This is a genomic window from Gracilibacillus ureilyticus (assembly GCF_900111195.1).
In the GTDB taxonomy this organism is placed as follows: domain Bacteria; phylum Bacillota; class Bacilli; order Bacillales; family Amphibacillaceae; genus Gracilibacillus; species Gracilibacillus ureilyticus.
Map to the genome: position 1 here is coordinate 156,946 of NZ_FOGL01000003.1, position 22,581 is coordinate 179,526.

General features: G+C 37.9%; 20 protein-coding genes and 2 pseudogenes. 14 read left to right on the forward strand and 8 right to left on the reverse strand.

The genetic code is table 11. From position 1 onward, the window contains the following. Positions 1–4: 4 nt before the first annotated feature. Positions 5–961: a diguanylate cyclase domain-containing protein gene (locus BMW36_RS05125; RefSeq protein WP_175480356.1), complete on the reverse strand. Its 957-nt coding sequence runs from the start codon at positions 959–961 to the stop codon at positions 5–7. 349 nt (positions 962–1,310) lie between these two features. Here BMW36_RS05125 and yfkAB point away from each other — a divergent pair, with 349 nt between their 5' ends. From yfkAB to BMW36_RS05150, 5 genes are all read left to right on the forward strand, one after another. Beyond that, positions 1,311–2,441: a radical SAM/CxCxxxxC motif protein YfkAB gene (gene yfkAB / locus BMW36_RS05130; RefSeq protein WP_089739709.1), complete on the forward strand. Its 1,131-nt coding sequence runs from the start codon at positions 1,311–1,313 to the stop codon at positions 2,439–2,441. A gap of 125 nt (positions 2,442–2,566) precedes the next feature. Further along, the gene (desA, locus tag BMW36_RS05135) at positions 2,567–3,619 is read left to right on the forward strand and encodes a Delta(5) desaturase DesA (RefSeq protein ID WP_089739712.1); all 1,053 of its coding nucleotides are present in this window, start codon (positions 2,567–2,569) and stop codon (positions 3,617–3,619) included. Positions 3,620–3,739: 120 nt separating this feature from the next. After that, the gene (locus BMW36_RS05140; RefSeq protein ID WP_342707249.1) at positions 3,740–4,879 is read left to right on the forward strand and encodes a sensor histidine kinase; all 1,140 of its coding nucleotides are present in this window, start codon (positions 3,740–3,742) and stop codon (positions 4,877–4,879) included. Beyond that, positions 4,876–5,475, forward strand: a complete 600-nt coding sequence (locus BMW36_RS05145) for a response regulator transcription factor (protein ID WP_089739716.1) — start codon at positions 4,876–4,878, stop codon at positions 5,473–5,475. Before BMW36_RS05140 ends, BMW36_RS05145 begins: the two co-directional genes overlap by 4 nt. Before the next feature lie 108 nt (positions 5,476–5,583). After that, positions 5,584–6,999: an MDR family MFS transporter gene (locus BMW36_RS05150; RefSeq protein WP_089739718.1), complete on the forward strand. Its 1,416-nt coding sequence runs from the start codon at positions 5,584–5,586 to the stop codon at positions 6,997–6,999. Between the two features lie 39 nt (positions 7,000–7,038). Here the strand turns inward: BMW36_RS05150 and BMW36_RS05155 are convergent, their stop codons facing one another. Then, on the reverse strand, positions 7,039–7,863 hold the full coding sequence (locus tag BMW36_RS05155; RefSeq protein ID WP_089739720.1) for an MBL fold metallo-hydrolase: 825 nt from the start codon (positions 7,861–7,863) through the stop codon (positions 7,039–7,041). Between the two features lie 263 nt (positions 7,864–8,126). On the opposite strand from BMW36_RS05155, the gene BMW36_RS05160 reads away from it, so the two are divergent. Both BMW36_RS05160 and metA read left to right on the forward strand, forming a co-directional pair. Continuing rightward, entirely contained in the window at positions 8,127–8,732 is a 606-nt protein-coding gene (locus BMW36_RS05160) for a YpjP family protein (RefSeq protein ID WP_089739722.1), read from the forward strand. 187 nt (positions 8,733–8,919) lie between these two features. Then, the gene (gene metA, locus BMW36_RS05165; RefSeq protein ID WP_089739724.1) at positions 8,920–9,825 is read left to right on the forward strand and encodes a homoserine O-acetyltransferase MetA; all 906 of its coding nucleotides are present in this window, start codon (positions 8,920–8,922) and stop codon (positions 9,823–9,825) included. Positions 9,826–9,867: 42 nt separating this feature from the next. On the opposite strand, the gene BMW36_RS05170 is transcribed toward metA, so the two are convergent. Further along, a complete protein-coding gene (locus BMW36_RS05170; protein ID WP_089739726.1) occupies positions 9,868–10,227 on the reverse strand; it encodes a carboxymuconolactone decarboxylase family protein in 360 nt (119 codons plus the stop codon). 110 nt (positions 10,228–10,337) lie between these two features. Between BMW36_RS05170 and BMW36_RS05175 the strand changes: the two genes are divergently transcribed. The 7 genes and pseudogenes from BMW36_RS05175 (at position 10,338) to BMW36_RS05200 (ending at position 16,394) form a co-directional block, all read left to right on the forward strand. After that, complete coding sequence (locus BMW36_RS05175; RefSeq protein WP_089739728.1) at positions 10,338–10,547, forward strand: CDGSH iron-sulfur domain-containing protein; 210 nt, start codon at positions 10,338–10,340, stop codon at positions 10,545–10,547. Between the two features lie 459 nt (positions 10,548–11,006). Continuing rightward, positions 11,007–12,384: pseudogene (locus BMW36_RS05180) on the forward strand (PTS fructose transporter subunit IIC); the annotation flags it as partial. Positions 12,385–12,476: 92 nt separating this feature from the next. Next, positions 12,477–12,938 (forward strand): annotated as a pseudogene (locus tag BMW36_RS20835) (PTS sugar transporter subunit IIA); the annotation flags it as partial. A 213-nt stretch (positions 12,939–13,151) separates the two neighbouring features. Continuing rightward, the gene (locus BMW36_RS05185) at positions 13,152–14,423 is read left to right on the forward strand and encodes an ammonium transporter (protein ID WP_425431921.1); all 1,272 of its coding nucleotides are present in this window, start codon (positions 13,152–13,154) and stop codon (positions 14,421–14,423) included. A gap of 25 nt (positions 14,424–14,448) precedes the next feature. Continuing rightward, entirely contained in the window at positions 14,449–15,411 is a 963-nt protein-coding gene (locus BMW36_RS05190; RefSeq protein ID WP_089739733.1) for a DUF294 nucleotidyltransferase-like domain-containing protein, read from the forward strand. Beyond that, positions 15,405–16,133 (forward strand): exonuclease domain-containing protein, encoded by a 729-nt coding sequence (locus BMW36_RS05195; protein WP_089739735.1) that lies wholly within the window; start codon positions 15,405–15,407, stop codon positions 16,131–16,133. Before BMW36_RS05190 ends, BMW36_RS05195 begins: the two co-directional genes overlap by 7 nt. Before the next feature lie 21 nt (positions 16,134–16,154). Next, the gene (locus BMW36_RS05200; protein WP_089739737.1) at positions 16,155–16,394 is read left to right on the forward strand and encodes a MerR family transcriptional regulator; all 240 of its coding nucleotides are present in this window, start codon (positions 16,155–16,157) and stop codon (positions 16,392–16,394) included. 73 nt (positions 16,395–16,467) lie between these two features. On the opposite strand, the gene BMW36_RS05205 is transcribed toward BMW36_RS05200, so the two are convergent. The 5 genes from BMW36_RS05205 to pepT form a co-directional block, all read right to left on the reverse strand. After that, complete coding sequence (locus tag BMW36_RS05205) at positions 16,468–17,250, reverse strand: TIGR00266 family protein (protein WP_089739739.1); 783 nt, start codon at positions 17,248–17,250, stop codon at positions 16,468–16,470. A gap of 567 nt (positions 17,251–17,817) precedes the next feature. After that, on the reverse strand, positions 17,818–18,591 hold the full coding sequence (locus BMW36_RS05210) for a class I SAM-dependent methyltransferase (protein WP_089739742.1): 774 nt from the start codon (positions 18,589–18,591) through the stop codon (positions 17,818–17,820). A 148-nt stretch (positions 18,592–18,739) separates the two neighbouring features. Further along, positions 18,740–20,224, reverse strand: coding sequence for an MDR family MFS transporter (locus BMW36_RS05215; RefSeq protein WP_089739744.1), 1,485 nt, complete (start codon positions 20,222–20,224; stop codon positions 18,740–18,742). Beyond that, on the reverse strand, positions 20,221–21,057 hold the full coding sequence (locus BMW36_RS05220) for a TetR/AcrR family transcriptional regulator (RefSeq protein WP_175480357.1): 837 nt from the start codon (positions 21,055–21,057) through the stop codon (positions 20,221–20,223). The genes BMW36_RS05215 and BMW36_RS05220 overlap by 4 nt, the downstream gene beginning before the upstream one ends. A 222-nt stretch (positions 21,058–21,279) precedes the next feature. Next, positions 21,280–22,506 carry a peptidase T gene (pepT, locus tag BMW36_RS05225; protein ID WP_089739749.1) on the reverse strand — a complete coding sequence of 409 codons (1,227 nt, stop codon included), beginning with the start codon at positions 22,504–22,506 and terminating at the stop codon, positions 21,280–21,282. Positions 22,507–22,581 lie beyond the last annotated feature (75 nt).

Below are 22,581 nucleotides of genomic sequence, written 5' to 3' on the forward strand. Positions count from 1 at the left end.
TCAATCAGCTGTAATTTACCGTTTCATTCGTGATAAAACAACTGCACTTTATCGCCTTGCATTCTTTTTTGATTTTTGTCGCACTATATACGATCTCATCCCCATTCTTGAAGAAGTTAAATTGATTAGATACTGCGGCAATAGAAATAGAAACAAGTGGAATATTTTCGATGATGCCATTTCGGTTCTCTGCAAGCACGTACCCTTGTTCTTGGTGGTCAGTGGTATAGAAAGAGGCGATAGATTGGTCAAATGTGTTGATAATCTCCTCACATAGGGTCTCACACTCCCAACTATATAAAATAACAATAAAGTCATCTCCTCCGATATGACCGACAAATGCCTGATATGGATGGGCATGTGCTTGTAATATGGATGCGGTTTCCTGAATAATCCTGTCTCCCTTAGCAAAACCGTACATATCGTTATATACCTTGAAATGATCCAGATCAATATAAAGAACAGTGTACTTCTCTTTAGCGGGTAATGCCTGGATGTGTTCATCGATGATGCGGTTACCTGGCAGTTTTGTGAGTGGGTTCAATGATGAAGCGACTTGAGATTGTATACTGGCAAATGTCATTAATAACGATCGAATAGATACTACCCCGTAAAACTGATTTTCTCTTGTAACAATTATATCATCATATAATTCATTCGAACTCCGGTCCATTGCTTTTTCACTTACATCGATGATAGAGGTGTGATAATCAAAGCAAAGAATATCTTCTTTTATCAGAAGAGAAACAGGTCTGTTAATATACAAATTAAATCCATATAATGAACCGAGTTTTTGATAAAAATCTGTCCTTGTTATAATACCGGTCGGTGTCTCCTCTTCAGTTATTACAATTCCGTGTGTATGAATATTGTTTTTGAAAAGCTGGTCTATTTCACTATTAGCTGTATCGGCACTTACCGAGACAGCATACTCGACAATATCACCAATCTCAATTTTCATTTTGCTTCCTCCATTTTGCTGTAAACAAATTAGAAATCCGTCAGTCATTGTTATAATGCATTTTAGGTAATTAGTTCTATCGTACTATATGACTATATTCAGTATAAATTACTATTATGAATATATTGTTAAGTTTATGTAAAATTTGGTTTATATTCGCCTTTCGACTAACGAATATAAAGAAGAGAAATGAATAAATTTGTAAAAGGGTATGTTTCACTCGATATGTTGATCAGCTATCATATCTTCATTTTCTTCTGGGCATCGGAACGGAAAGTTTGATAGAATAAGGAAGATTAATAGATTTATTCATTTTTATATAATCGACTAAGGGAAGGATGTTCTTTGAATGACATCAATAGATACATTGACACAAATTACCCCGGAGTATGACCCGTGGGAAGCCTATATGGATATTGAAGATTATGGGAAAATGATGTTAACCAATATAGAATTTACTACAACACACTTATGTAATATGAGGTGTGCTCACTGTGCGGTAGGTTATACTTTAAGAGATCGGGATCCTGAGGCATTACCGTTCGAATTATTAAAAAAGAGGCTTGACGAAATACCTTATTTACGCACATTAAGCATCACAGGCGGAGAACCAATGATGTCCAAAAAATCTGTTCGGGAATATGTTGTTCCATTACTTAAATATGCCTGTGAGCGTGGTGTACGTACACAGATAAATTCCAATTTAACCTTACCTTATTCGAGGTATGAAATGATTACCCCTTATCTGGATGTTCTTCATATATCCCATAATTGGGGAACGCCCGAGGAATTTGCTGAAACAGGTTTTGCAAATATGGAAAGAAAGCCAAGCGAAGAAAATCGGAAAAGATACTTTGATACGATGGTACAGAATTCTCAAAGGTTAGCAGCGGAAGGTGTAATGGTCTCTGCGGAAACGATGTTAAATAAACAGACTTATCCATACTTGGAAAAAATCCATGATCATATTGTGGAGATGGGGTGTGTAAGACATGAAGTCCATCCGATGTATCCGGTAGATTTCGCCAGTAATCTGCAAACATTATCACTGGAAGAGATGCAAACGGGTATTGAGAGACTGCTTAATCACCGTAATCAGGATATTTGGATGCTTTTTGGCACATTACCTTTCTACCCTTGCAATAAAAATGAGAAAGAATTGGCGTTATTACAAAGACTTTACCGTGAAAAGAATGTAACGGTTAGAAATGACCCTGACGGCCGCTCAAGGTTAAATGTTAATATTTTTTCCGGGGAAGTGATTGTAACAGATTTTGGTGATGAGGAAGAACCTTCTTTAGGTAACATTCAGACTACACCGTTACAAGATGCATATTCTACGTGGATGCAATCGAAAACAGCGAAGTCACTCAATTGCCATTGTCCAGCAGTCAAGTGCCTTGGTCCGAATATTTTAGTGAAGAACACCTATTATCAGGGAGTAGATTTTACGAAAAGATCCGCAAATATTAAAAAATAATCAATCCTCAGTTTGATATGAGAATATGACAAATGTCATATTGAATATCTGACAGATGTGTCTAATAATCATCTCTGTTTTGTCGTAAACTTTTCTTAATAGAAAGTTTAGAAAGAGGGATGATGATGAGTAAACAGAAACAAGCTCAGTTACGTAAAGATGTAATGCCATATGCAACTTCTCAAACGAAAAAGAGTGTTATTCAGATATTTAATACAATCATACCATTTTTCCTTTTATGGTTTTTGGCTTATCAGAGTTTATCTGTCTCGATTTTCCTTAGCTTAGGCATCTCCATAATAGCTGCAGGATTCATGGTAAGAACGTTTATTATCTTTCATGATTGTGCTCATCAGTCGTTTTTTAAAAACAAAAAATTAAACCGCATATTAGGAACTATTACAGGTGTAATTACACACTTTGCATTTGAAAAGTGGAAACGGGAGCATTCTATTCATCATGCGACAAGTGGGAATCTCGATCAGCGTGGTACGGGAGATATCTGGATTATGACAGTGGAAGAATATAAACAGGCTTCAAAGTTTGAACGTCTGCAATACCGCTTATACCGTCATCCGCTTGTTATGTTCGGATTAGGGCCGTTTTTGTTATTTTTATATGAGAACCGTGTAAACAGAAAAGACGCAAGAAAGAAAGAACGTTTAAATACGTACTTAATTAATATCTTGTTATTGATAGCCTATACGGTAATTGCACTTACATTAGGCTGGAAAGCAATATTGCTTGTTCAGTTACCAATTGCATATATCGCTGGGGTACTGGGGATCTGGCTGTTTTATGTTCAGCATCAATTCGAAGATTCTTACTTTGAAAATGAATCAGAGTGGGATTATGTAAAAGCAGCAGTTGATGGAAGCTCTTATTACAAGTTACCTAAATGGCTGGAATGGTTAACAGGTAATATAGGTTACCACCACGTCCATCACCTTGCACCAAGAGTGCCAAACTATAATCTGGAAAAGGCACATCAGGAAACTCCGCCATTGCATAAAGCCACGACAATTACTTTAAAGACAAGCTTAGAGTCGATTCGGTTCCGTTTATATGACGAAGACCAGAAAACTTTTGTCAGCTTTAAAGAAATGGGAAAAATGGTCAAGGATAAAGGAAAGAGAACTATCCAGACAGGCAAAGCATCACAAACGCTTCGTTCTTAATGCGAAGCGTTTGTTTTTTTATTTATGAGAGAAATGGAAACAGCCTGCCTTTATTTACATGTATTCGCTATATCCAGTTACCAATCAATGGTATAATAATGGTAAATAGGACAGGAAAGGATGTTGGGAGTGCAGAACTGGTATCATATCTTCCCGAAAAATACCGGGTTAAGTTTATACATATGGATTATTTTTTGTGTGCTTCCATTTTACTTTATTTTTCGTTCGACTTCATTAATTGAAATAGGTATTGGCATCGGTTTAACTTTAATCTTTTTTGCGGTTTACTGGATAACCTTTTCCTCCCGCGGAAAGCTTGTATATGTAGGAATAAGCGTAGAATTCCTCATTAATATCGCGATGATTATTTTATTTGGATATGTATATTTTGCATTATTTACTGCTTTCTTTATTGGTAACATAAAAAGGAAATCTGGATTTATTACAATCTATGTTATACATCTGGTAACGACAGTTTTAGCTATACTTGTTGCCTTTCTGTTAAATTATTCTTTGATTGTCGGCCAGTCACCATTCCTTGTGATGACAGTACTTGGAATAATCCTGATTCCGATTAACCGTTATAACCGGCTGAAACAAGAAGAGCTGGAAGGTAAGCTTGAGGATGCCAATCGAAAAATTGCGAGGTTGGCGATAATCGAAGAAAGGAACAGGATCGCCAGGGATTTACATGATACTCTTGGACAAAAGTTATCAATGATAGGATTGAAAAGTGAATTGTCTGGTAAATTGATTGATAAAGATAGTTTAGCTGCTAAGAAGGAAATGGAAGATATTCAAAAAACTGCAAGGCAGGCATTAAAGGAAGTCCGTGAGATGGTTTCTGAAATGCGCAGTGTGAAAATAACCGATGAAATTGAGCATGTGAAGCAGTTGTTACATGTAGCACAAATAAAACATAAGGTGAAGGTAGAACTGAATGAAGAAAGTATCCCGCTCTTCATTGAGAATGTGTTAAGTATGTGTTTAAAAGAAGCTGTTACAAATGTTGTCAAACATAGTCAGGCAACTTTTTGTAATATCCTGATAAAAGAAGATCCGGAACAATTTCTTATGGCAATTAAAGATGATGGCAGCGGTGCTGAAGGATCAATTGTTTATGGGAATGGCTTAAAAGGGATGAAAGAAAGGTTGGAGTTTGTAAACGGGGATGTAGATGTAAATGTTCAGCAGAATGGGTTGTTGCTGTCTGTTACCATTCCTAAAGTTATTAAACAGTTGGGGGAGGGATCTCATTGATTCGTATCGTTTTAGCAGAAGATCAGCAGCTCCTGTTGGGGGCGTTAGGGTCTTTGCTGGATCTTGAAGATGATATGGAAGTTGTAGGCAAAGCGAAAAATGGGGAGGAAGTAATTGATCTTGTCAATAAAGAGAATCCGGATATTTGTATTATGGATATCGAAATGCCCATAAAGACAGGACTTGATGCAGCAGAGGTATTAAAGGAGCATCAATGTAATGTGATCATTTTAACTACCTTTGCACGGCCTGGCTATTTTGAAAGGGCAAGAAATGCTGGGGTCATGGGATATTTATTAAAAGACAGCCCGAGCGAAGAATTAGCAGACTCCATTCGGAAGATCATGGAAGGGAAGCGTATTTATGCACCTGAATTAATTGATCTGGCATTTACCGAGTCCAATCCCTTAACAGACAGGGAAATAGATGTGATGAAATTAATGGCTGCGGGAAAAACAACAAAGAATATTGCGAAAGAACTTTATTTATCAAATGGTACAGTACGGAATTATATCTCTATCATTTTAGATAAGTTAGAAGTGGAAAATCGGATTGAAGCGATTGCAAAAGTAAAGGAAAAGGGATGGCTGAAATAGAGACAGGAATTTAGTCTCTATTTTTTGCTTTTTATTAGGAAAAAGAATACAATATCTTTCGTGATTAGAAACAAATTGGATAAAAAATTAAAGGAAAGGTGTGAATAGATGACTAATTCAGTTCAAAAGCGTGGAACGATTGTTGCACTATTACTGGCAGGTTCGTTTATCGCAATTTTAAATCAGACACTAATGATTACAGCAATACCACCAATAATGGAAGAAATGGGGATTACAGCAAACTCCGCCCAATGGTTAACAACGATCTTTATGTTAATTAACGGTATTATGATCCCGATAAGCGCATTTTTAATAGACCGATTTACAACAAGGCAATTATTTATTTCAGCGATGAGTGTTTTTGCAGTTGGAACATTAGTAGCAGCACTTGCTCCGAGCTTTTCTGTATTACTGGCAGGGCGAATTATTCAATCTGCTGGAGCCGGTGTAATGCTTCCGCTAATGCAAACTGTCTTCTTAATGATCTTCCCGGTAAATAAGCGCGGAAGTGTAATGGGGTTAGTCGGTTTAGTTATTTCTTTTGCACCTGCAATTGGTCCGACTCTATCTGGATGGATAACAGAATATTATTCATGGCGTGTATTGTTCTATATTATCCTTCCTATTGCTATAGTTGACATAGTTATCGCATACTACGTAATGAAAAATGTAACCGAAGTATCGAAACCGAAAGTCGATATTATATCAATTATCTTATCATCATTTGGCTTTGGTGGACTGTTATACGGTTTTACAAGTGCGGGAAATAATGGATGGGGCTCTCCTGTAACTATCATTGTGCTAATAGTGGGGGCATTATCGTTAATTGCATTCATTGTTCGTCAATTAAAATTAAAACATCCGATGTTGGAATTCCGTGTCTTTAAATATTCTATTTTTCCATTGACTGTAACTGTTGGAATGATCTCTTTTATGGGATTAATTGCGGTGGAAACATTGATTCCGCTATATATGCAAGAAGCGCGTGATTTTACAGCGGTGGATGCAGGACTGGTCATTTTACCTGGTGCACTAATCACAGGGTTTATGTCACCAATAACAGGGCGTATTTTTGATAAAGTTGGGGCAAAGTGGCTTGCTATTCCAGGATTGACATTAATGACAATTGGATCATTCTTGTTTACGATATTGGATGAAAATACTACAATGACTTATTTGACCGTTGTATTTGCCATTCGAATGCTGGGTATTTCAATGGTAATGATGCCAATCGCGACAGCTGGACTAAATCAGCTGCCTAAACGCTTGATTGCTCATGGCGCTGCGATGGACAATACATTGCGAAATGTTTCTGCATCAGTCGGGACAGCTGTGATCGTTACAGTTTTAACAACAACAGAAACAGCGGCTGAACGAAGTGGTGATCCTTTTCCAGGTATCGTTGGATCAAATGTAGCATTTTTAGTATTATCAATTATCACAGTGGCTGGTTTGGTTATTTCTTTCTTTATTAAAAACAGCCGGCCATCTGATATTGATCAGGAAGCATATGAGAGAGATTAGCGATGAGCTGATCTCTCTTTTTTAACGGACATTACCTAATTAGTGTCTTTTGTGTTTTGGAATGGCCCTTTCGATAAAGTTAGCGGCAAGTTCTTTTAATTCTTTTTGCATTGTTTCTCCATGCATTGGAATCCCGTGCCCTGCAATAATGGTTTCAGGGTTTAATTCCGCAATCTTCTTCAAGGATTGTTCTGCACTCATCCAGTCTTCAGTAAAATATGCAGGTGGTCCGTAGATGTGTTGAAATGGAAATAATACAGACCATGAAGATTCAGGCTTTTCAGTGGAAACCGCATCACCCGCAATTAAAATTTGGTCACTATCCCTGTATAAGCTAATATGGCCTAATGTATGGCCGGGAGTTTTAATATAACGCCAGTCTTCTAAAAAGGGAATACTTCCGTCAGAAGGCAAAGGTTTGACGATATTCTCCAAATGCTCAGGCTTTGTCGGGAAGGCTGCTGATAATAAGGAAATAAGACCGCCTCCAACTGTCGGATCTCCTGGTGGATAGGCTTTCTGACCTGTAACATATTCCATTTCGTTTTCGTGAACATACACCGGAACTTGCCAGTGATCGGCTAACTTTTTTGCAGATCCTGCATGATCAAAGTGACCATGTGTCAGGATAATTGCTTTTGGCGGTTTTGTCCCATAACGTTCTTCACAGGCGTGTAAAATCCGGTTATGGTATCTGCGCAAACTCGTATCAACTAACACCCACTCCTCATCAGGTGCTCCAATCATAACAATATTTGATAATAGTGTACGGTAATATGCCACATCTCGTACAATCTCTTCTGCAACTGCGTGGTCAAAATTCTTCTCATATTCCTGCCACTTCTCTGAGTAGTTTCTTTCCATAGTATGCATCGCTCCATTCTTACTTAACTATTCATACTTTTCCATGAATGACAGTAATTTATACAATCACCAGATCATCCTCATTGCCTCTGAACCGGCTGTAAACAATTAAGTGAAAAAGAGCAGCAGGACTGGCGGAATAATTTAACTCAGACGAACATATGTAAAATATGTGAAATTCTCTTTAAAACACGATACATGTATGGACAAATGCTGAAAACATGGTAAAATTTTAGTTAAGATATCTGAGGGAGTTCGATACAATGAATATGTGGATGAAAAAAATAACCGTTTTGATGGTCACTATCTTAACATTAGGGCTTTATGTTCCGCCAATTTATGTTGATGCAGACCTAGATGATTCAGATAAAGGGGAAGTTTCTCCAGGTAACAATGATCTCTCCGATGTTTCACAGCAGCAAGTGGATGTGGAACTGGAAGGTGATTCAGTTGTTACCGACAGTAATGAACTCTATCTGGAAGCATTAACAGATCAGGCGAAGTATCAACTCATGGAAAAACTCGGTGAAAAAATAGCTTCGGGGATCGATTATGAGTTAGAAGAAGTAGTGTTACCAAATATGGAATTAGTGCTGGATCAATTGTACAATCAGATCGGTGAACAGCAAAGCCAATATCTCGTCATAGCAGAAGACCCGGCTTCAGGATATGGTGAAAGAATCTTTAATCTGTATGATGTGGACCAGAAAAGCGATGTGGCTACATTCCATGTAAAGAGAGTGAAGCGTCCGCAAGAAGGTTATTATTTTCAGTTTCATTATCATTTAGCAAAAGACAATTTTGAAGAACATTATACAATTGCTGACATTTACTGGGGGAAGAATACGCCACCTAAATGGATGTCATAAGAATAAGTCGGAAGGATGCCTGGTGAAAATGGAAAGGCATCTTTTTTGCACATGTTTGTATGAATACAAACATTTTCCTTTATTTTATCGTTGGAAATAGGTAAAATAGAATTTATCGTATTAATTTTAATCACATGTGCAGATTGCTTGTATTGCAAGTAATTTTCAAATAAAGGAGTTTCGCAATATGCCTATTAAAGTGCCGGATTTATTGCCTGCTAAGAGCAAATTACAGGAAGAAAATATATTTGTTATGGATGAAAGTCGTGCCTTTAGCCAGGATATTCGTCCGCTTAAAATTTTAATATTAAATCTGATGCCATTAAAGCAACAAACGGAAACGCATTTATTGCGGCTTTTAGGAAATAGCCCATTACAACTGGAAGTAGGACTGTTGCATACAAGTACGCATACATCGAGAAATACATCTGCAGAGCATTTAAAACAGTTTTACCAATCAATTAATGATGTGAAAGCCAATAGATATGATGGATTAATTATTACAGGGGCACCGATTGAAAAACTTCCATACGAAGATGTAACCTATTGGGAAGAACTTTCTGAAATTATGGAATGGAGTAAATCGAATGTGACATCTACTATGCATATTTGCTGGGGAGCGATGGCTGGACTATACTATCACTATAATATTGATAAATATATGATGGATGAGAAATTATCGGGAATTTTCACCCATTCTTTAACAGATCCGTGTGAAAAATTGTTAAGCGGATTTGATGAAGAGTTCGTTGTTCCGCATTCACGTAATGCCGATATTAGAAAGTCCGATATTGAAAAGATTCCTGAATTAAAAATATTAAGTGAGTCAGAACAGGCTGGTGTATATATTGTTGCATCAAAAGATGGCAAGCAAATCTTCGTTACTGGTCATCCGGAGTATGATGCTTTTACACTTCAAAAAGAATATGAAAGAGATAAGGAAGCTGGATTGAACCCTGTTTTGCCAGTTAATTATTACCCTGATGATGATTCGGAGAAAACACCCAAATTACGTTGGAGAACCCACTCTAATATGCTAATATCAAATTGGCTGAACTATTATGTTTACCAGGAAACGCCATATAAATTGTAATAAAAAATGCTTGAATAGAATCTTATTCAAGCATTTTTTAAATTAGTGCAAAGTTTGCTGATAATGTGTATAGGTATCCATTGCTAAAGTCACAGCCTGTGCAAATGCGGCACCACCGCCTAAGGCAGCACTTATTGCTAATGTCTCCATTATTTCAGTCTCACTCGCACCATGCTCCACTGCCCCTTTTGTATGATATATAATACAATATTCATCCTGGGCATAAATGCTTATCGCCAATGCCATTAACTGTTTGCTTTTTTGGTCAATCGTACCTTCACGAAAAGCTTCTTCAGTAAAATGAAAGTACCCTTTCGTCATATCGGGTAAATGCTCTTTCATCCGCGAAGTACCGCGCTTGTAATCTTCAATTGCCTGATCGAAGTAATTGCTTGTTTCCATTCAATATCCCACCTTTCATTTTAATATCTGTCTCTATATTCTTTTTATACATATATCATCTGGACATATTGTCTGGAAACCGATAATATTTTTAACAGGGGGTAATAAAAATGACAGAAAATAAGAAAGTGCAATTAAAAGTAAGGGATAATGGCTCTATACTTGTCACCGGGGATGTAGAACTGGTTGATGCGGAAGGAAACCCTTTTGTTACGAAGGAAAAATTCTCGTTATGTCGTTGTGGAGCATCTAAAAACAAGCCTTTTTGCGATGGGTCGCATAAAGAAATCGGATTTCAGGATCAGATAAGAGCAAAGTGAGTACACAGTTAACCTTGACTGTGTACTTTTTTTATTACAGTTTTACTAGTTCTACAAAAAAATTTAGTCAATAAGGCTTATATCTGTTTCACGCTCTTTTTTTCTGGGTATATATATCTGTAAAAACCAGAACGGGAGTGTGAAATATGGATGAAAATAATGATATAGAGTTTCAGAAGAAAGAGAAGAAATCTGACTCCAGCAAAGTCGGTGTAGCAGCGATTAAATATATAACATACCTGATAATATTTTTTGGGATATTATAGTTTTAAATTAATTATGTATTTGGGCAATTATTATAATTATAACAAAATGCTAAACATCCTTATAAGTCTCACTCTATACAGGCTCTGTTATAAACTCCATTGTTCCACCACAAACAATGGAGTTTTCTGTGTGCAAGGTTCTGATGAAAGACCATTTCGAAGGGGATACTAATCAAAAAAATGAGGTGATGGAATGAAAGTGCTGGCTATAACATCCTGTCCGAACGGGATAGCCCATACATATATGGCGGCTGAAAACTTACAAAAAGCAGCGGAGGACATGGGAGTAGACCTGAAAGTGGAAACACAAGGTTCGATTGGGGCAGAAAACGAATTAACATCCTCAGAAATTGCAGAGGCAGACGCTATCATAATTTCAGCAGATAAAGCAGTCGATAAAAGCCGGTTTGTTGGAAAAAAGTTAATTGCAACAGGGGTTCAGGAAGGGATCAGAAATCCCAGGCAATTAATAGAGAGAGCTATCAGTAACGAGGCTGCTGTTTATAAAGGGGATAACCAGGAAAGTAGGGACTCATTGCCTACATCCTCTAATGCAGCAAAGCAAAATCCTGTTTATCGTCATCTGATGAATGGTGTATCTTTCATGATTCCTTTTATTGTAGTCGGAGGTCTGCTGATCGCGATAGCATTAACAATCGGCGGTGTGCCTGGTGAAGAAGGGATCGCCATTCCGGAGGATTCATTCTGGAAAACCATTGAACAAATTGGTGCAGCTTCCTTTAGTTTTATGGTGCCGATTCTGGCAGGTTATATTGCATACAGTATCGCAGATCGTCCCGGGCTTGCACCAGGGATGATTGGAGGGTATATTGCAGCCAATGGAAGTTTTTATGGCAGTGAGGCAAGTGCGGGGTTTCTGGGAGGAATTATCGCAGGGTTCTTGGCAGGGTATGTAGCACTATGGATTAAAAAGGTAAAAGTACCGAAAATGATGCAGCCGATTATGCCGATTATTATCATTCCTGTATTGTCATCCCTGATTGTTGGCCTGTTATTTGTGTTATTGATCGGTGCTCCAGTAGCTCAAGTCTTTGAATCATTAACAAACTGGCTGGAAGGGATGCAAGGCACAAGTTCCATATTTTTAGCACTGATACTTGGTGCAATGATTTCCTTCGATATGGGCGGACCAGTTAATAAGGTTGCATTTTTATTTGGTTCCGCAATGATTGGTGAGGGAAATTATGAAGTTATGGGCCCTATTGCTGTAGCCATCGCTGTACCGCCAATAGGTCTCGGTTTAGCGACATTGCTGTTCAAAAGGAAATTCGAAAAAACCCAGCAGGAGGCAGGAAAGGCATCCATTACAATGGGCTTTTTCGGGATAACTGAAGGAGCGATTCCTTTTGCAGCACAGGATCCGCTTCGAGTAATACCAAGTATTATGATCGGCTCGATGGCAGGGTCCGTCATTGCGATGCTCAGCAATGTTGGAGACAGGGTAGCGCACGGTGGTCCGATTGTGGCAATATTGGGAGCGGTGGATAATGTACTTATGTTCTTTATTGCAATTATTATAGGTGCTGTTGTAACAGCATTGATGATTAAATTGCTCAAAAGAGATGTTGCGGGTTCAGTTGAAGAGCCAATTATCAGGGGACAGGAACCGGCAGCAGTTGACGGACCGACAAGGCAACTGGAAGAGATAAACAAATTAAGTGATATTACTAACATGGAATTAATTGATACAAACCTGAAGGGTGAAACTCGTGATGAAATTATTGATGAATTAATAGAAATGCTGGATAAACAAAATATAATATCCTCGAAGGAAGACTTTAAACAAGCTATTTTAAATCGGGAAAAAGAAAGCTCAACAGGAATAGGTATGAATATTGCTATTCCTCACGGTAAATCTGATGCAGTAAAAGTGCCGAGAGTAGTATTTGGCTTAAGAAGAAATGGAGTGGACTGGTATAGTGTTGACGACTCATTGGCTAAAATGGTTTTTATGATTGCAGTGCCAAAAGAAGCGCAAGGTGATGCCCACTTGAAAATTCTTCAACTATTATCAAGAAAGTTAATGGATGATGAGTTCAGAGAGAGATTGCTTAATGTACAATCAGATGAAGAAGCATATGAGTTATTAGAAGAAATTAAATGATTAATAAAAACCCCGTGAACAATCCATGCATGGACTGTTCACGGGGTTTTTACATGATTTACACGAGCAGACGTGCGTTTAATCGTATATCAAAACAGCTAATGAAAAACCATGTCAGATAATCTAACATAGGAATTGTGAGTTTTTCTAATTCGTTTTAAACTGTGTTTAACAGTTGATGTTAATTAAATTAACAAGGAGAGGAAAAACATTATGGAAACTGTACTTATGGATAATTTATGGGTCATTATTGGTACTTTTTTAGTTTTATTAATGATTGGCGGGTTTATTTTACTTGAGGCTGGTTCGACTAGAATGAAAAATGCCGGACACATTGCCGGAAAAACCATCTTTACTATTGGTATTGGTTCTCTAGTATTCTGGGCAGTCGGCTATGGATTTATTTACGGTGAAGGTAACTGGTTTATTGGACTTTCAAATTTCTTTTATGGTGATACAACTTTCGCAGAGGAAGGATTGTCACCGGCAGTTGATTTTATGTTTCAGATGATGTTTGCACTTATCGCTTTAACAATCGCTTTTGGAGGTTTTGCTGAGCGTGCGAAATTATCAGCATATGTCGTATTCGCCGTATTATTCTCAGCTTTAGTATACCCGGTTGTTGCTCACTGGATCTGGGGCGGCGGCTGGTTAGCAGATCACGGTAAACAGGACTTTGCCGGTTCTACAGTTGTTCACTTAACTGGTGCCATGGCGGCACTTGCAGCAACAATTATATTGAAACCACGGATAGGAAAATACAATAAAGACGGTTCATCTAACGATATAGCAGGTCACAACCAGGTTTATACAGCATTGGCAGTATTGCTTTTATGGGTAGGCTGGTTTGGGTTCAATGGGGCAAGTACTTTCGGAGTTTCAGATGCATTTTTCGGTTATGTAATCTTAAATACACAGTTAGCGGCAGCGGCTGGTGCGATTGCAGCGATGTTTATTGTATGGGCATTTACAGGAAAAGCAGATGTGCCAACAACATTAAATGGGGCATTGGCAGGTTTAGTAGCAATTACAGCATCTTGTGGTTTCGTTGAGCCTTGGGCAGCTGTTCTTATCGGTGCAATTGGTGGTTTAATGGTATATGGAAGCATGCGACTATTTGACCGTGCCAGAATTGATGACCCAATCTTCGCACTGTCTGTACACGGAACAGTAGGTGTTTGGGGGACTATTTCAACAGGTTTCTTTGCAACACACGAATTGTCAGTTGGAATGGAATGGGGTCTTCCGGGTCTATTCTACGGTGGCGGATTCGAACAACTAGGTGTACAAATATTAGGTGTCGCAGCAAGTGGTGTTTACGCATTCGTCGTATCATTTATTATTTTAAAAGTAATGGATAAAGTGATGGGTGGAATTAGAGTTTCAGAAGAGGAAGAAATTATTGGTCTTGACTTAAGTGAACATGGAAGCTACGGTTATCCTGAGAATATTCCGCATCCAAGTGAGCAGCAGGCAGCGAAGTAATTATTTAAAGGAGCTGACTTCCGATATGGACTATGAGGAGATCAAACTCTTTCGGGAGCGATATATTCACAAACAAAAAGATTATCAAAGTTTAAATACATTTCATGACCGATTAACGTGGCAGACGATAAATACAGCAATACAAAAAGTAGAGGAAGAGCAGGGGAAATCACCTGCTCCCTTCGCGTTTTTTGTAATGGGCAGTGCTGGCAGGTGTGAGCAGTCAGTCTGGACGGATCAGGACCATGGGATTGTGTATAGAGGGGGAAGTGATGAAAAAGATTATTTCCTCGAGTTAGGTGAAGAAATTGCCGCAGGACTGGAAGTTATCGGCTATCCAAGATGTGAAGGAAAAGTAATGGCATCAGAACCGATGTGGACACATTCAACAGACAATTGGATAAATCAAGTGGAAAAATGGCTGGAAGAAGCTACGTGGCAATCGTTAAGGCATTTCTCTACATTTTTTGATTCAAGAGTTGTTATAGGAGAGTCATCCTTATTAGATGAAATAAAACGATCCACATTCAATTTTTTAGACAATAATCCGGAAGTTTACAGGAGATTAATAGATAATGTTTCGTTTTTGAGAAAAGGAATAGGCATCTTTGGGCAATTACTGCCCGAACAGTCAGGGCCAATGACGGGCAGCATTCACCTGAAAACAACGACTTTCTTTCCGTATGTCAACTCATTAAGGCTTTTGGCGTTAATGGATCATCACTTGCGTGCTTCCACAGTTGACAGGTTTATTTATTTGAAGGAAAATTACCCCTTTTTAATCGAATATGAAGACCAGTTTAAAAGATTATTAGAATTCCGGTATGAACATACGAGATTGGCCAGGAATTATGAGGAAGTACATTATGTATCCCTTGCAAAGTTGTCAAAAAGTGATAAACAGGAGTTGAAACAGTTCATGAAAAGTGGGGCGGAGTTATTTGAAAAAACTAAATCTTTGATTGAAAAAGAGTGTTTATCATGGTAATGAATCAAATGCTGAAATTTATTAAACAAATGTCTGGGTACGGGAATGATGTAGCATCTATTTCTAATCAGACTGATGCGGGAAAAATAGCTTATATGCGAAATTTACAACGAGAGCTTAAGAAGAAAGATGTGTTAAATATTCCTTTTAGTCAGCTGCCAATCGTTGTGTTCGACATTGAAACAACTGGTTTTTACCCATACAATGGAGACAGGATCTTATCAATAGGGGCGATAAAAATGATTGGCTCAGAAGTCCAGAAAGAGCAGATGTTTTATAAAACAATCTATAACAATTCCCCTATAGCGGAAGAGATAAAAACATTGACTGGATTAACTGCTAACGAATTGCATCAAGCTGCACCCCTTGAAGAAGTATTGAGGCAATTTTTTCAATTTGTCGGCAGTGATACCCTCGTTGCCCACCATTCAAGTCATGAGAAACAATTTATGAAACATGCCAGCTGGACAGCACTTAAAACGAGTTTTCAACATCGGATAATTGATACAGCCTTTTTAACTAAAGTTGTGGCCCCTGAGGCACAGCAAGTTACATTAGATGAATGGTGCGAATACTACAAGGTGGATATAGGGAGGAGGCATCATGCTTTGTATGATGCGGTTGCCACCGCTAAGATATGGTCAGAATGTGTAAAAAAAGTAGAAAAAATGGGATTTGAAAATTTAAAAGACGCTTACACTCATATAGCGAGTTTACCATAGGCGATGAGAGGGGCGATATAATTGAATCATGATATTCCGGATCATAAGGCAACTTTTCCAATAAGTGTTGTGGAGGAATTAACTCAATTAAGCGGGAGACAGATCCGCTATTATGAAGAACAGGGCTTAATTTCACCGAAGAGAAATTTAGGAAACAGAAGGTTATTTTCATTGAATGACATTGAAAGGCTGAAGCAAATAAAAACACTTATCGATAAAGGTATAAATATTGCTGGAATAAAGGCAATGCTTAAAGACTGACTCCCTTAGTTACTTATAAAAATAGCTAAGGGAGTTTTTTACACTGCGAAAAGAATATTGCATTTATCTTTGCTTATTTGTTAAACATATCAAAAATCCCGCCAATTCCACCTTCTCCTTTATTACCGCCATTCTGTGGCAATGCTGCAAATACTTTACTAGCTAAGCGGCTGAAAGGAAGTGATTGTATCCAGACAGTTCCGGGGCCGGATAGTGTCGCGAAAAAGATACCTTCCCCTCCGAAGAGAGCTGTTTTAATTCCACCAACAAATTCAATATTGTAATCAACTGAACCTGTCATCGCTACGAGACAGCCGGTATCCACTTTTAATTTCTCACCAGGTTGCAAAGTTTTTTTATGAATCGTTCCACCTGCATGAACAAATGCCATGCCGTCCCCCTCAAGTTTTTGCATAATGAATCCTTCTCCACCGAAGAAACCTGTACCAATTTTACGCTGGAATTCTACCCCGACAGAAACTCCTTTAGCAGCTGCGAGGAAGGCGTCTTTCTGGCAGATAACTTTCCCGTTTAACTCACTCAAATCCATAGGCACTATTTTACCTGGATATGGTGAAGCAAAGGAAACGTGTTTCTTGCCAATTCCGGTGTTCGTAAAAGTTGTCATAAACAAGCTTTCTCCTGTAATGACTCTTTTTCCTGCGCCTAATAATTTTCCGACTAATCCACCTTGACTTGAGGAGCCATCACCGAAGATTGTTTCCATCTTGATTTCTCCATCCATCATCATTAGACTTCCTGCTTCCGCAATAACGGTTTCCTGTGGGTCCAGCTCTACTTCAACAAACTGCATATCATCCCCGTATAACTTGTAATCGATTTCGTGATTATTCATCTCGTCAACTCCTCATATTATTTACTTACTAATTATACGATATATAACATATGAAGTTTCATTTTTTCAGAAGAATCAGAAAATTCTTGAATATTTATTCATCATATTAAAAAAGAAAAAGCGATTTTTCTTTTTGAAAATCCAATCAAATGAAGAGTATTTAAGTATAATATAGAGAATCAAAAAGAATTTAAAAGAATTTCATAAAATATATTTACAAATTAATAAAATATGATAGTATATACTTGAATTCATTAATAAATGGAGAAATTTAAACATGAAAGGGGATAGTTGACTATGGTAACTTCTTTATACATGGTAACTTTGACTATTCTGCTTACTTTTCTAGTTTTATCTGTCGTGGAAAAAATCTCTTCACGTCGTAAAAAACTAAAAGTAAAGATGAACTTAGATACAAACAGCCAAGTACAACCGGCTATCGTTGAACACCAGTAATTTAATTTGTCGTTAACTAGTCATATGGACGAAGAAAGAGACTAGATTAAATAAACAAACCTCCTGCGCCGCCAGGAGGTTTTTTGTATTAAGTAATAGGTGATTTAGCATTTAAACTTCCAGTACTCCATAATGGAATAAGGCTGTTTTGCGTTTGTATTGAACGAAGCCCAGTTCGTTAAACCGTTCACTTTTCCAGTGATCCTTTAAGACAATCCGTTCTCTGGCAACCCTGCTTGCCTCTTCGATTACATTTATATTCAATGTGTTTTTCACAGTACGGGTCCTGATGGAATTAATACCGTCGGAAGTATTAATTTCTGTACTGAACATTGGATCAAAATAAACGACGTCCACTGAATTAGTGCCGGCATTTCTCAAATAGGCGTAATGCTCTGCTTTTATAACATTAATTCTTCTCATCGCCTGATCAAACCTTTGGATGCCGCTTGAGAATGTAGCTAAACCTTCCTTTGCTAAAAGATATATTAAGGAGCTTCCTTCTATGCCGGAAACAGATCCGGCTGATCCGACTGCTAAGCTTGCGATAATACTGTCAGAAGCCAATCCTAGGGTACAATCAAGCATTGACATGCCTTCCTTTAATTGAGCTGTTTCAATAAAGGGGTCTGTTTCATTTCGTAACATTCTCTTTGCGCGAATCATTGCAAGGTTCGGATGGAAAAAAAGTTTATTATCAGAATTGTCTGGTATTGCCGTCAGTCTCCCCTTTTCAACAATGATCACGTCTTCTTTATACTTATTTCTTAAAGCATTAATGGAAAGTCCACTTCTCTCCATAAAACGAATATTATATGTATTAGCAATATTTTTCGCCCTTGTTATCAACTGGCTGTTAACCCGACCTGCAGTTGTTATAATCAATATTCTCAAATCCTGTCATGGTAATGTATATTCACCTCTATTTTAGCATGGGAAAAGGGTGCAGAATAATGAATAGTGCAAAATAGTGAAAAAGAAGAGAATGGCCGACTGCCATTCTCTTCTTTAATATAGAACCAAAAGTCTCGCTTTAAGCGGCTTTTTCATTTGCAAGTTCATTCTTTTTTGTTTTTAAGAAGAATGATAAGACAAGGCCGACGATTGAAAGAATCGTCGCAAGCCAGAATACGGTAGTATACCCGCTGATTGCCGCATTCCCTGCGACTTGGGCCATTGCCTCCTGTTCGGTTAAGCCCTCCAGTTGTGTCTGATCTGGTTGATAGTTTGCTACAGTAGTTGTCATTAATGAAATTAAAATGGCTGTACCAATTGATGCAGATACCTGTTGCATCGTATTAGCCATGGCAGTTCCGTGCGGATGCCATTCAACAGGTAACTGATTAAGTCCGGCTGTCATGACAGGCATCATAACTAAAGATAAACCAAACATACGGATTGCGTAAATAATAACAAGGTAGCTGAAGGCTGTATCCAGTGAAAGGTTTGTAAAAAGGAACGTAGTAGCTGTTACGATGGTTAATCCGCTTGCAGCCAGCCATTTTGCACCAAATTTATCAAACAGCATACCGGTAATCGGTGACATGATTCCCATAACGATTGCTCCAGGTAATAACATTAATCCGGAATCGAGAGGGCTGAAATCTCTCGTGTTCTGCATATAAAGTGGTAAAATCGTTTCGGCACCGATTAAGGCCATTAGTACAATTGCAGTTATTATAAGTGATAATGAGTAGATTGGATATTTAAACACACGGAATTCCAACATGGGCTTATTCATTTTCATCTGGCGGATAATAAAGAGTGTTAAAATAATTGCTCCAATGATTATAATCGTTAAAGCAGTTCCATTGATCCCGCTTGATACTTCGCCGGGCCCGTGTCCGCCGATACTGCTGAAACCATATAACAATCCTCCGAAACCAAAGGAAGATAGTAAAATGGACAGAATATCAATTTTCGGGAAGGTTTGTTTCGTCACGTTTTTAACATAAATTGCAGCGACGATAATAGCAATAATAACGATTGGAAGTACGACATAGAATAAGCCTCTCCATGAGAAGAATTCTAGTAACCATCCGGAAAGAGTTGGTCCTATAGCTGGTGCAAAGGAAATAACAATACCTGCCATCCCCATAGCGGCACCGCGTTTTTCTACAGGGAAGATCGCAAGCATTACTGTCATCATCAGTGGCAGCATAATTCCGGAACCCGCTGCCTGGATTACTCTTGCCGCTAATAATAATTCGAAGCTGTGTGATATGGAGGCAACGAATGTACCTAAAGCAAAAATACTGAGTGCTGTAATGAATAATTGCCTTGTTGTAAAGCGTTCAATTAAAAAAGCTGAAATGGGAATCATAATTCCGTTTGTTAAAAGGAATGCAGTTGTTAACCATTGTACTTGTGTTTCCAAAATGCCAAAATCCGCCATGATACTTGGTAATGCAGTTGCAAGTAATGTTTCATTCAACAGCCCTACAAAAGCCCCGATTAACATGACTGCAACCATTGGTGCCCGTTTGACTTCTTCAAGATTACTAGTTTGCTGATTCATAGCCTTTCCCCCTGTAACAGCAATTGTTCTAATTGCCATATTTTTATTTTGAGATCTTTGTTTTGCTTTAGAAAATGTAATAATGCCTCGATTAATGTCAGATTAAGATCCTTTTTCTTCCACTCTGATTCTATTAAAGAGATTGTTTCATTATACTTTGTTTTTTCACTGGAATTGCCAATCCTTTTAATCAGTTCTTTGATGTCTTGAAGCAGTTCAGGAATACTTTCTTGTTTTCTGTATTGTATTAAAGGCTCTTCTTCATCAATATGCTGAATGACTGAGTGTAAATGATGGCTGATCCATTTTGCAATGGACGCAGATGGTATGTCTGTTTGTTTATGAATAATTAATTGGAAGATTGATTCTCTCATCATTCCCTCAAGTAAGAGAACAAGATCTGAGACATAGTTCTCTAATTTGTCTCCATATATATGAGAGAATATTTCCCTGTGGTTATTAACAGTTGTCTGATGAAGTTTTTCTATTCGTTCGGTAATCTCCAGATTGGTTTTTGGCGGGAATTCCTTAAAAAGAACATGGAAAAATGACTGGTGCTCAATCCATGCGTTAATTTCTAACTCAATATAAATAGCTAATGAATGTTTGGAGGTTTTTCTGGACCAGTCAAATTCATTCATTCGCTCGATAATTTTGTAATGATATTTTTCAATTAAATCCAGCATTAACGCTAATTTAGAAGAAAAATATTTATAGAAACTTCCTTTAGAGATCTGCACGGCATCCGCTATTTCCTGAACAGATGTTTCATTAAAACCTTGCTCAGCAAACAACTCTAAAGCTGCTTTTGTAATTTCTGTCTTTTTGTGCAAACTTTCACCCCTTCTGACCAATGCGTGCAAAAAAATGACTTATTGGTCATCTGGTTATTTTAAGCTAGTCACAAGTCAATGTCAATACCTTCCAAGGTAAAGATTTTATTAAGATAAAAAATAAAGAGAGTTGCCTGTTTTGGCAACCCTCTATGTTAAATTACAGATTTTTCGAACGAGAAAGCCCATGAAGGGCGTAGTCCGTCCTTAGACATTGGAGTCTCAATTCTTAGTTTGTAATTCAGCAATTTTTATTATTGTATTGACTGCTTTTAACATATTATCGACAGAGATATATTCATACTTACCATGGAAGTTTTCCCCGCCGGTAAAAATATTAGGTGTAGGCAAACCCATGAAGGAAAGCTGTGAACCATCCGTGCCACCTCGGATCGGTTTTACTTCTGGCGTGACACCTGCTTCCTCCATTGCTTCATATGCTAAATCTACAATATGCTTAACTGGTTCAATTTTTTCTGCCATATTGTAGTACTGGTCTTTCATTTCAACTTTTACTATATCGCCATACGAGTTATTGACATCCTCAACAACAGATTTTAAATATTGTTTCTTTTGATCAAACTTTTCTCTGCTGTGGTCACGAATAATGTAATATAATTTTGCTTGCTCGACATCACCTTCCAATGACAAAAGATGATAGAAGCCTTCGTATTCTTCTGTGAGTTCCGGTGCTTGTTGTTCCGGTAACTGTCCGTGTATTTTCATTGCTAATTTAATAGCATGAACCATTTTACCCTTGGCAGTTCCGGGATGAACGTTAGTTCCTTTTATGGTTATTTTTGCTGCTGCAGCATTAAAGCTTTCATATTGCAGTTCACCTAGCGGGCCGCCATCTATTGTATAGGCGAAATCTGCATTAAATGCAGCTACATTGAATTTATGGGGACCGCGGCCTATTTCCTCATCTGGTGTGAAGGCTACCCGAATGTTCCCGTGTGGAATGTCAGGGTTTTGGATTAAATAATCCATTGCTGTTATGATTTCTGCGATTCCAGCCTTATTATCTGCACCAAGTAATGTTGTACCATCTGTTGTAATCAATGTATGGCCGGTGTAGTTAGCTAATTCAGGAAAATCCTTTGGAGACAAAGTGATTTGTCCAGTTTTATTCAGGTTAATGTCACCACCATCGTAATTTTCAACGATTTGGGGGTTCACCCCTTCTCCGGTAAAATCAGTTGCCGTATCTAAGTGGGCTAAAAATCCGATTGTTGGTAATTCCATTTCCGTATTATTTGGCAATGTTGCCATGACATAGGCATTCTCATCAATGGTCACATTTTCCATGCCAATTTGTTTTAGTTCTTCCACTAATAAATGAGCTAATTCCCATTGCCCTTCCGTTGAAGGACACTCGAGGTTTTCTTCATTTGACTGTGTATTGATTTTTACGTAACGAGTGAATCGTTCTATTATTTTTTCCTTCATTATTACTCATTCCTTTATATTATGATGGAAATTACTTATTATAAATAGTATCACATATATTCGAGTTAATACTAA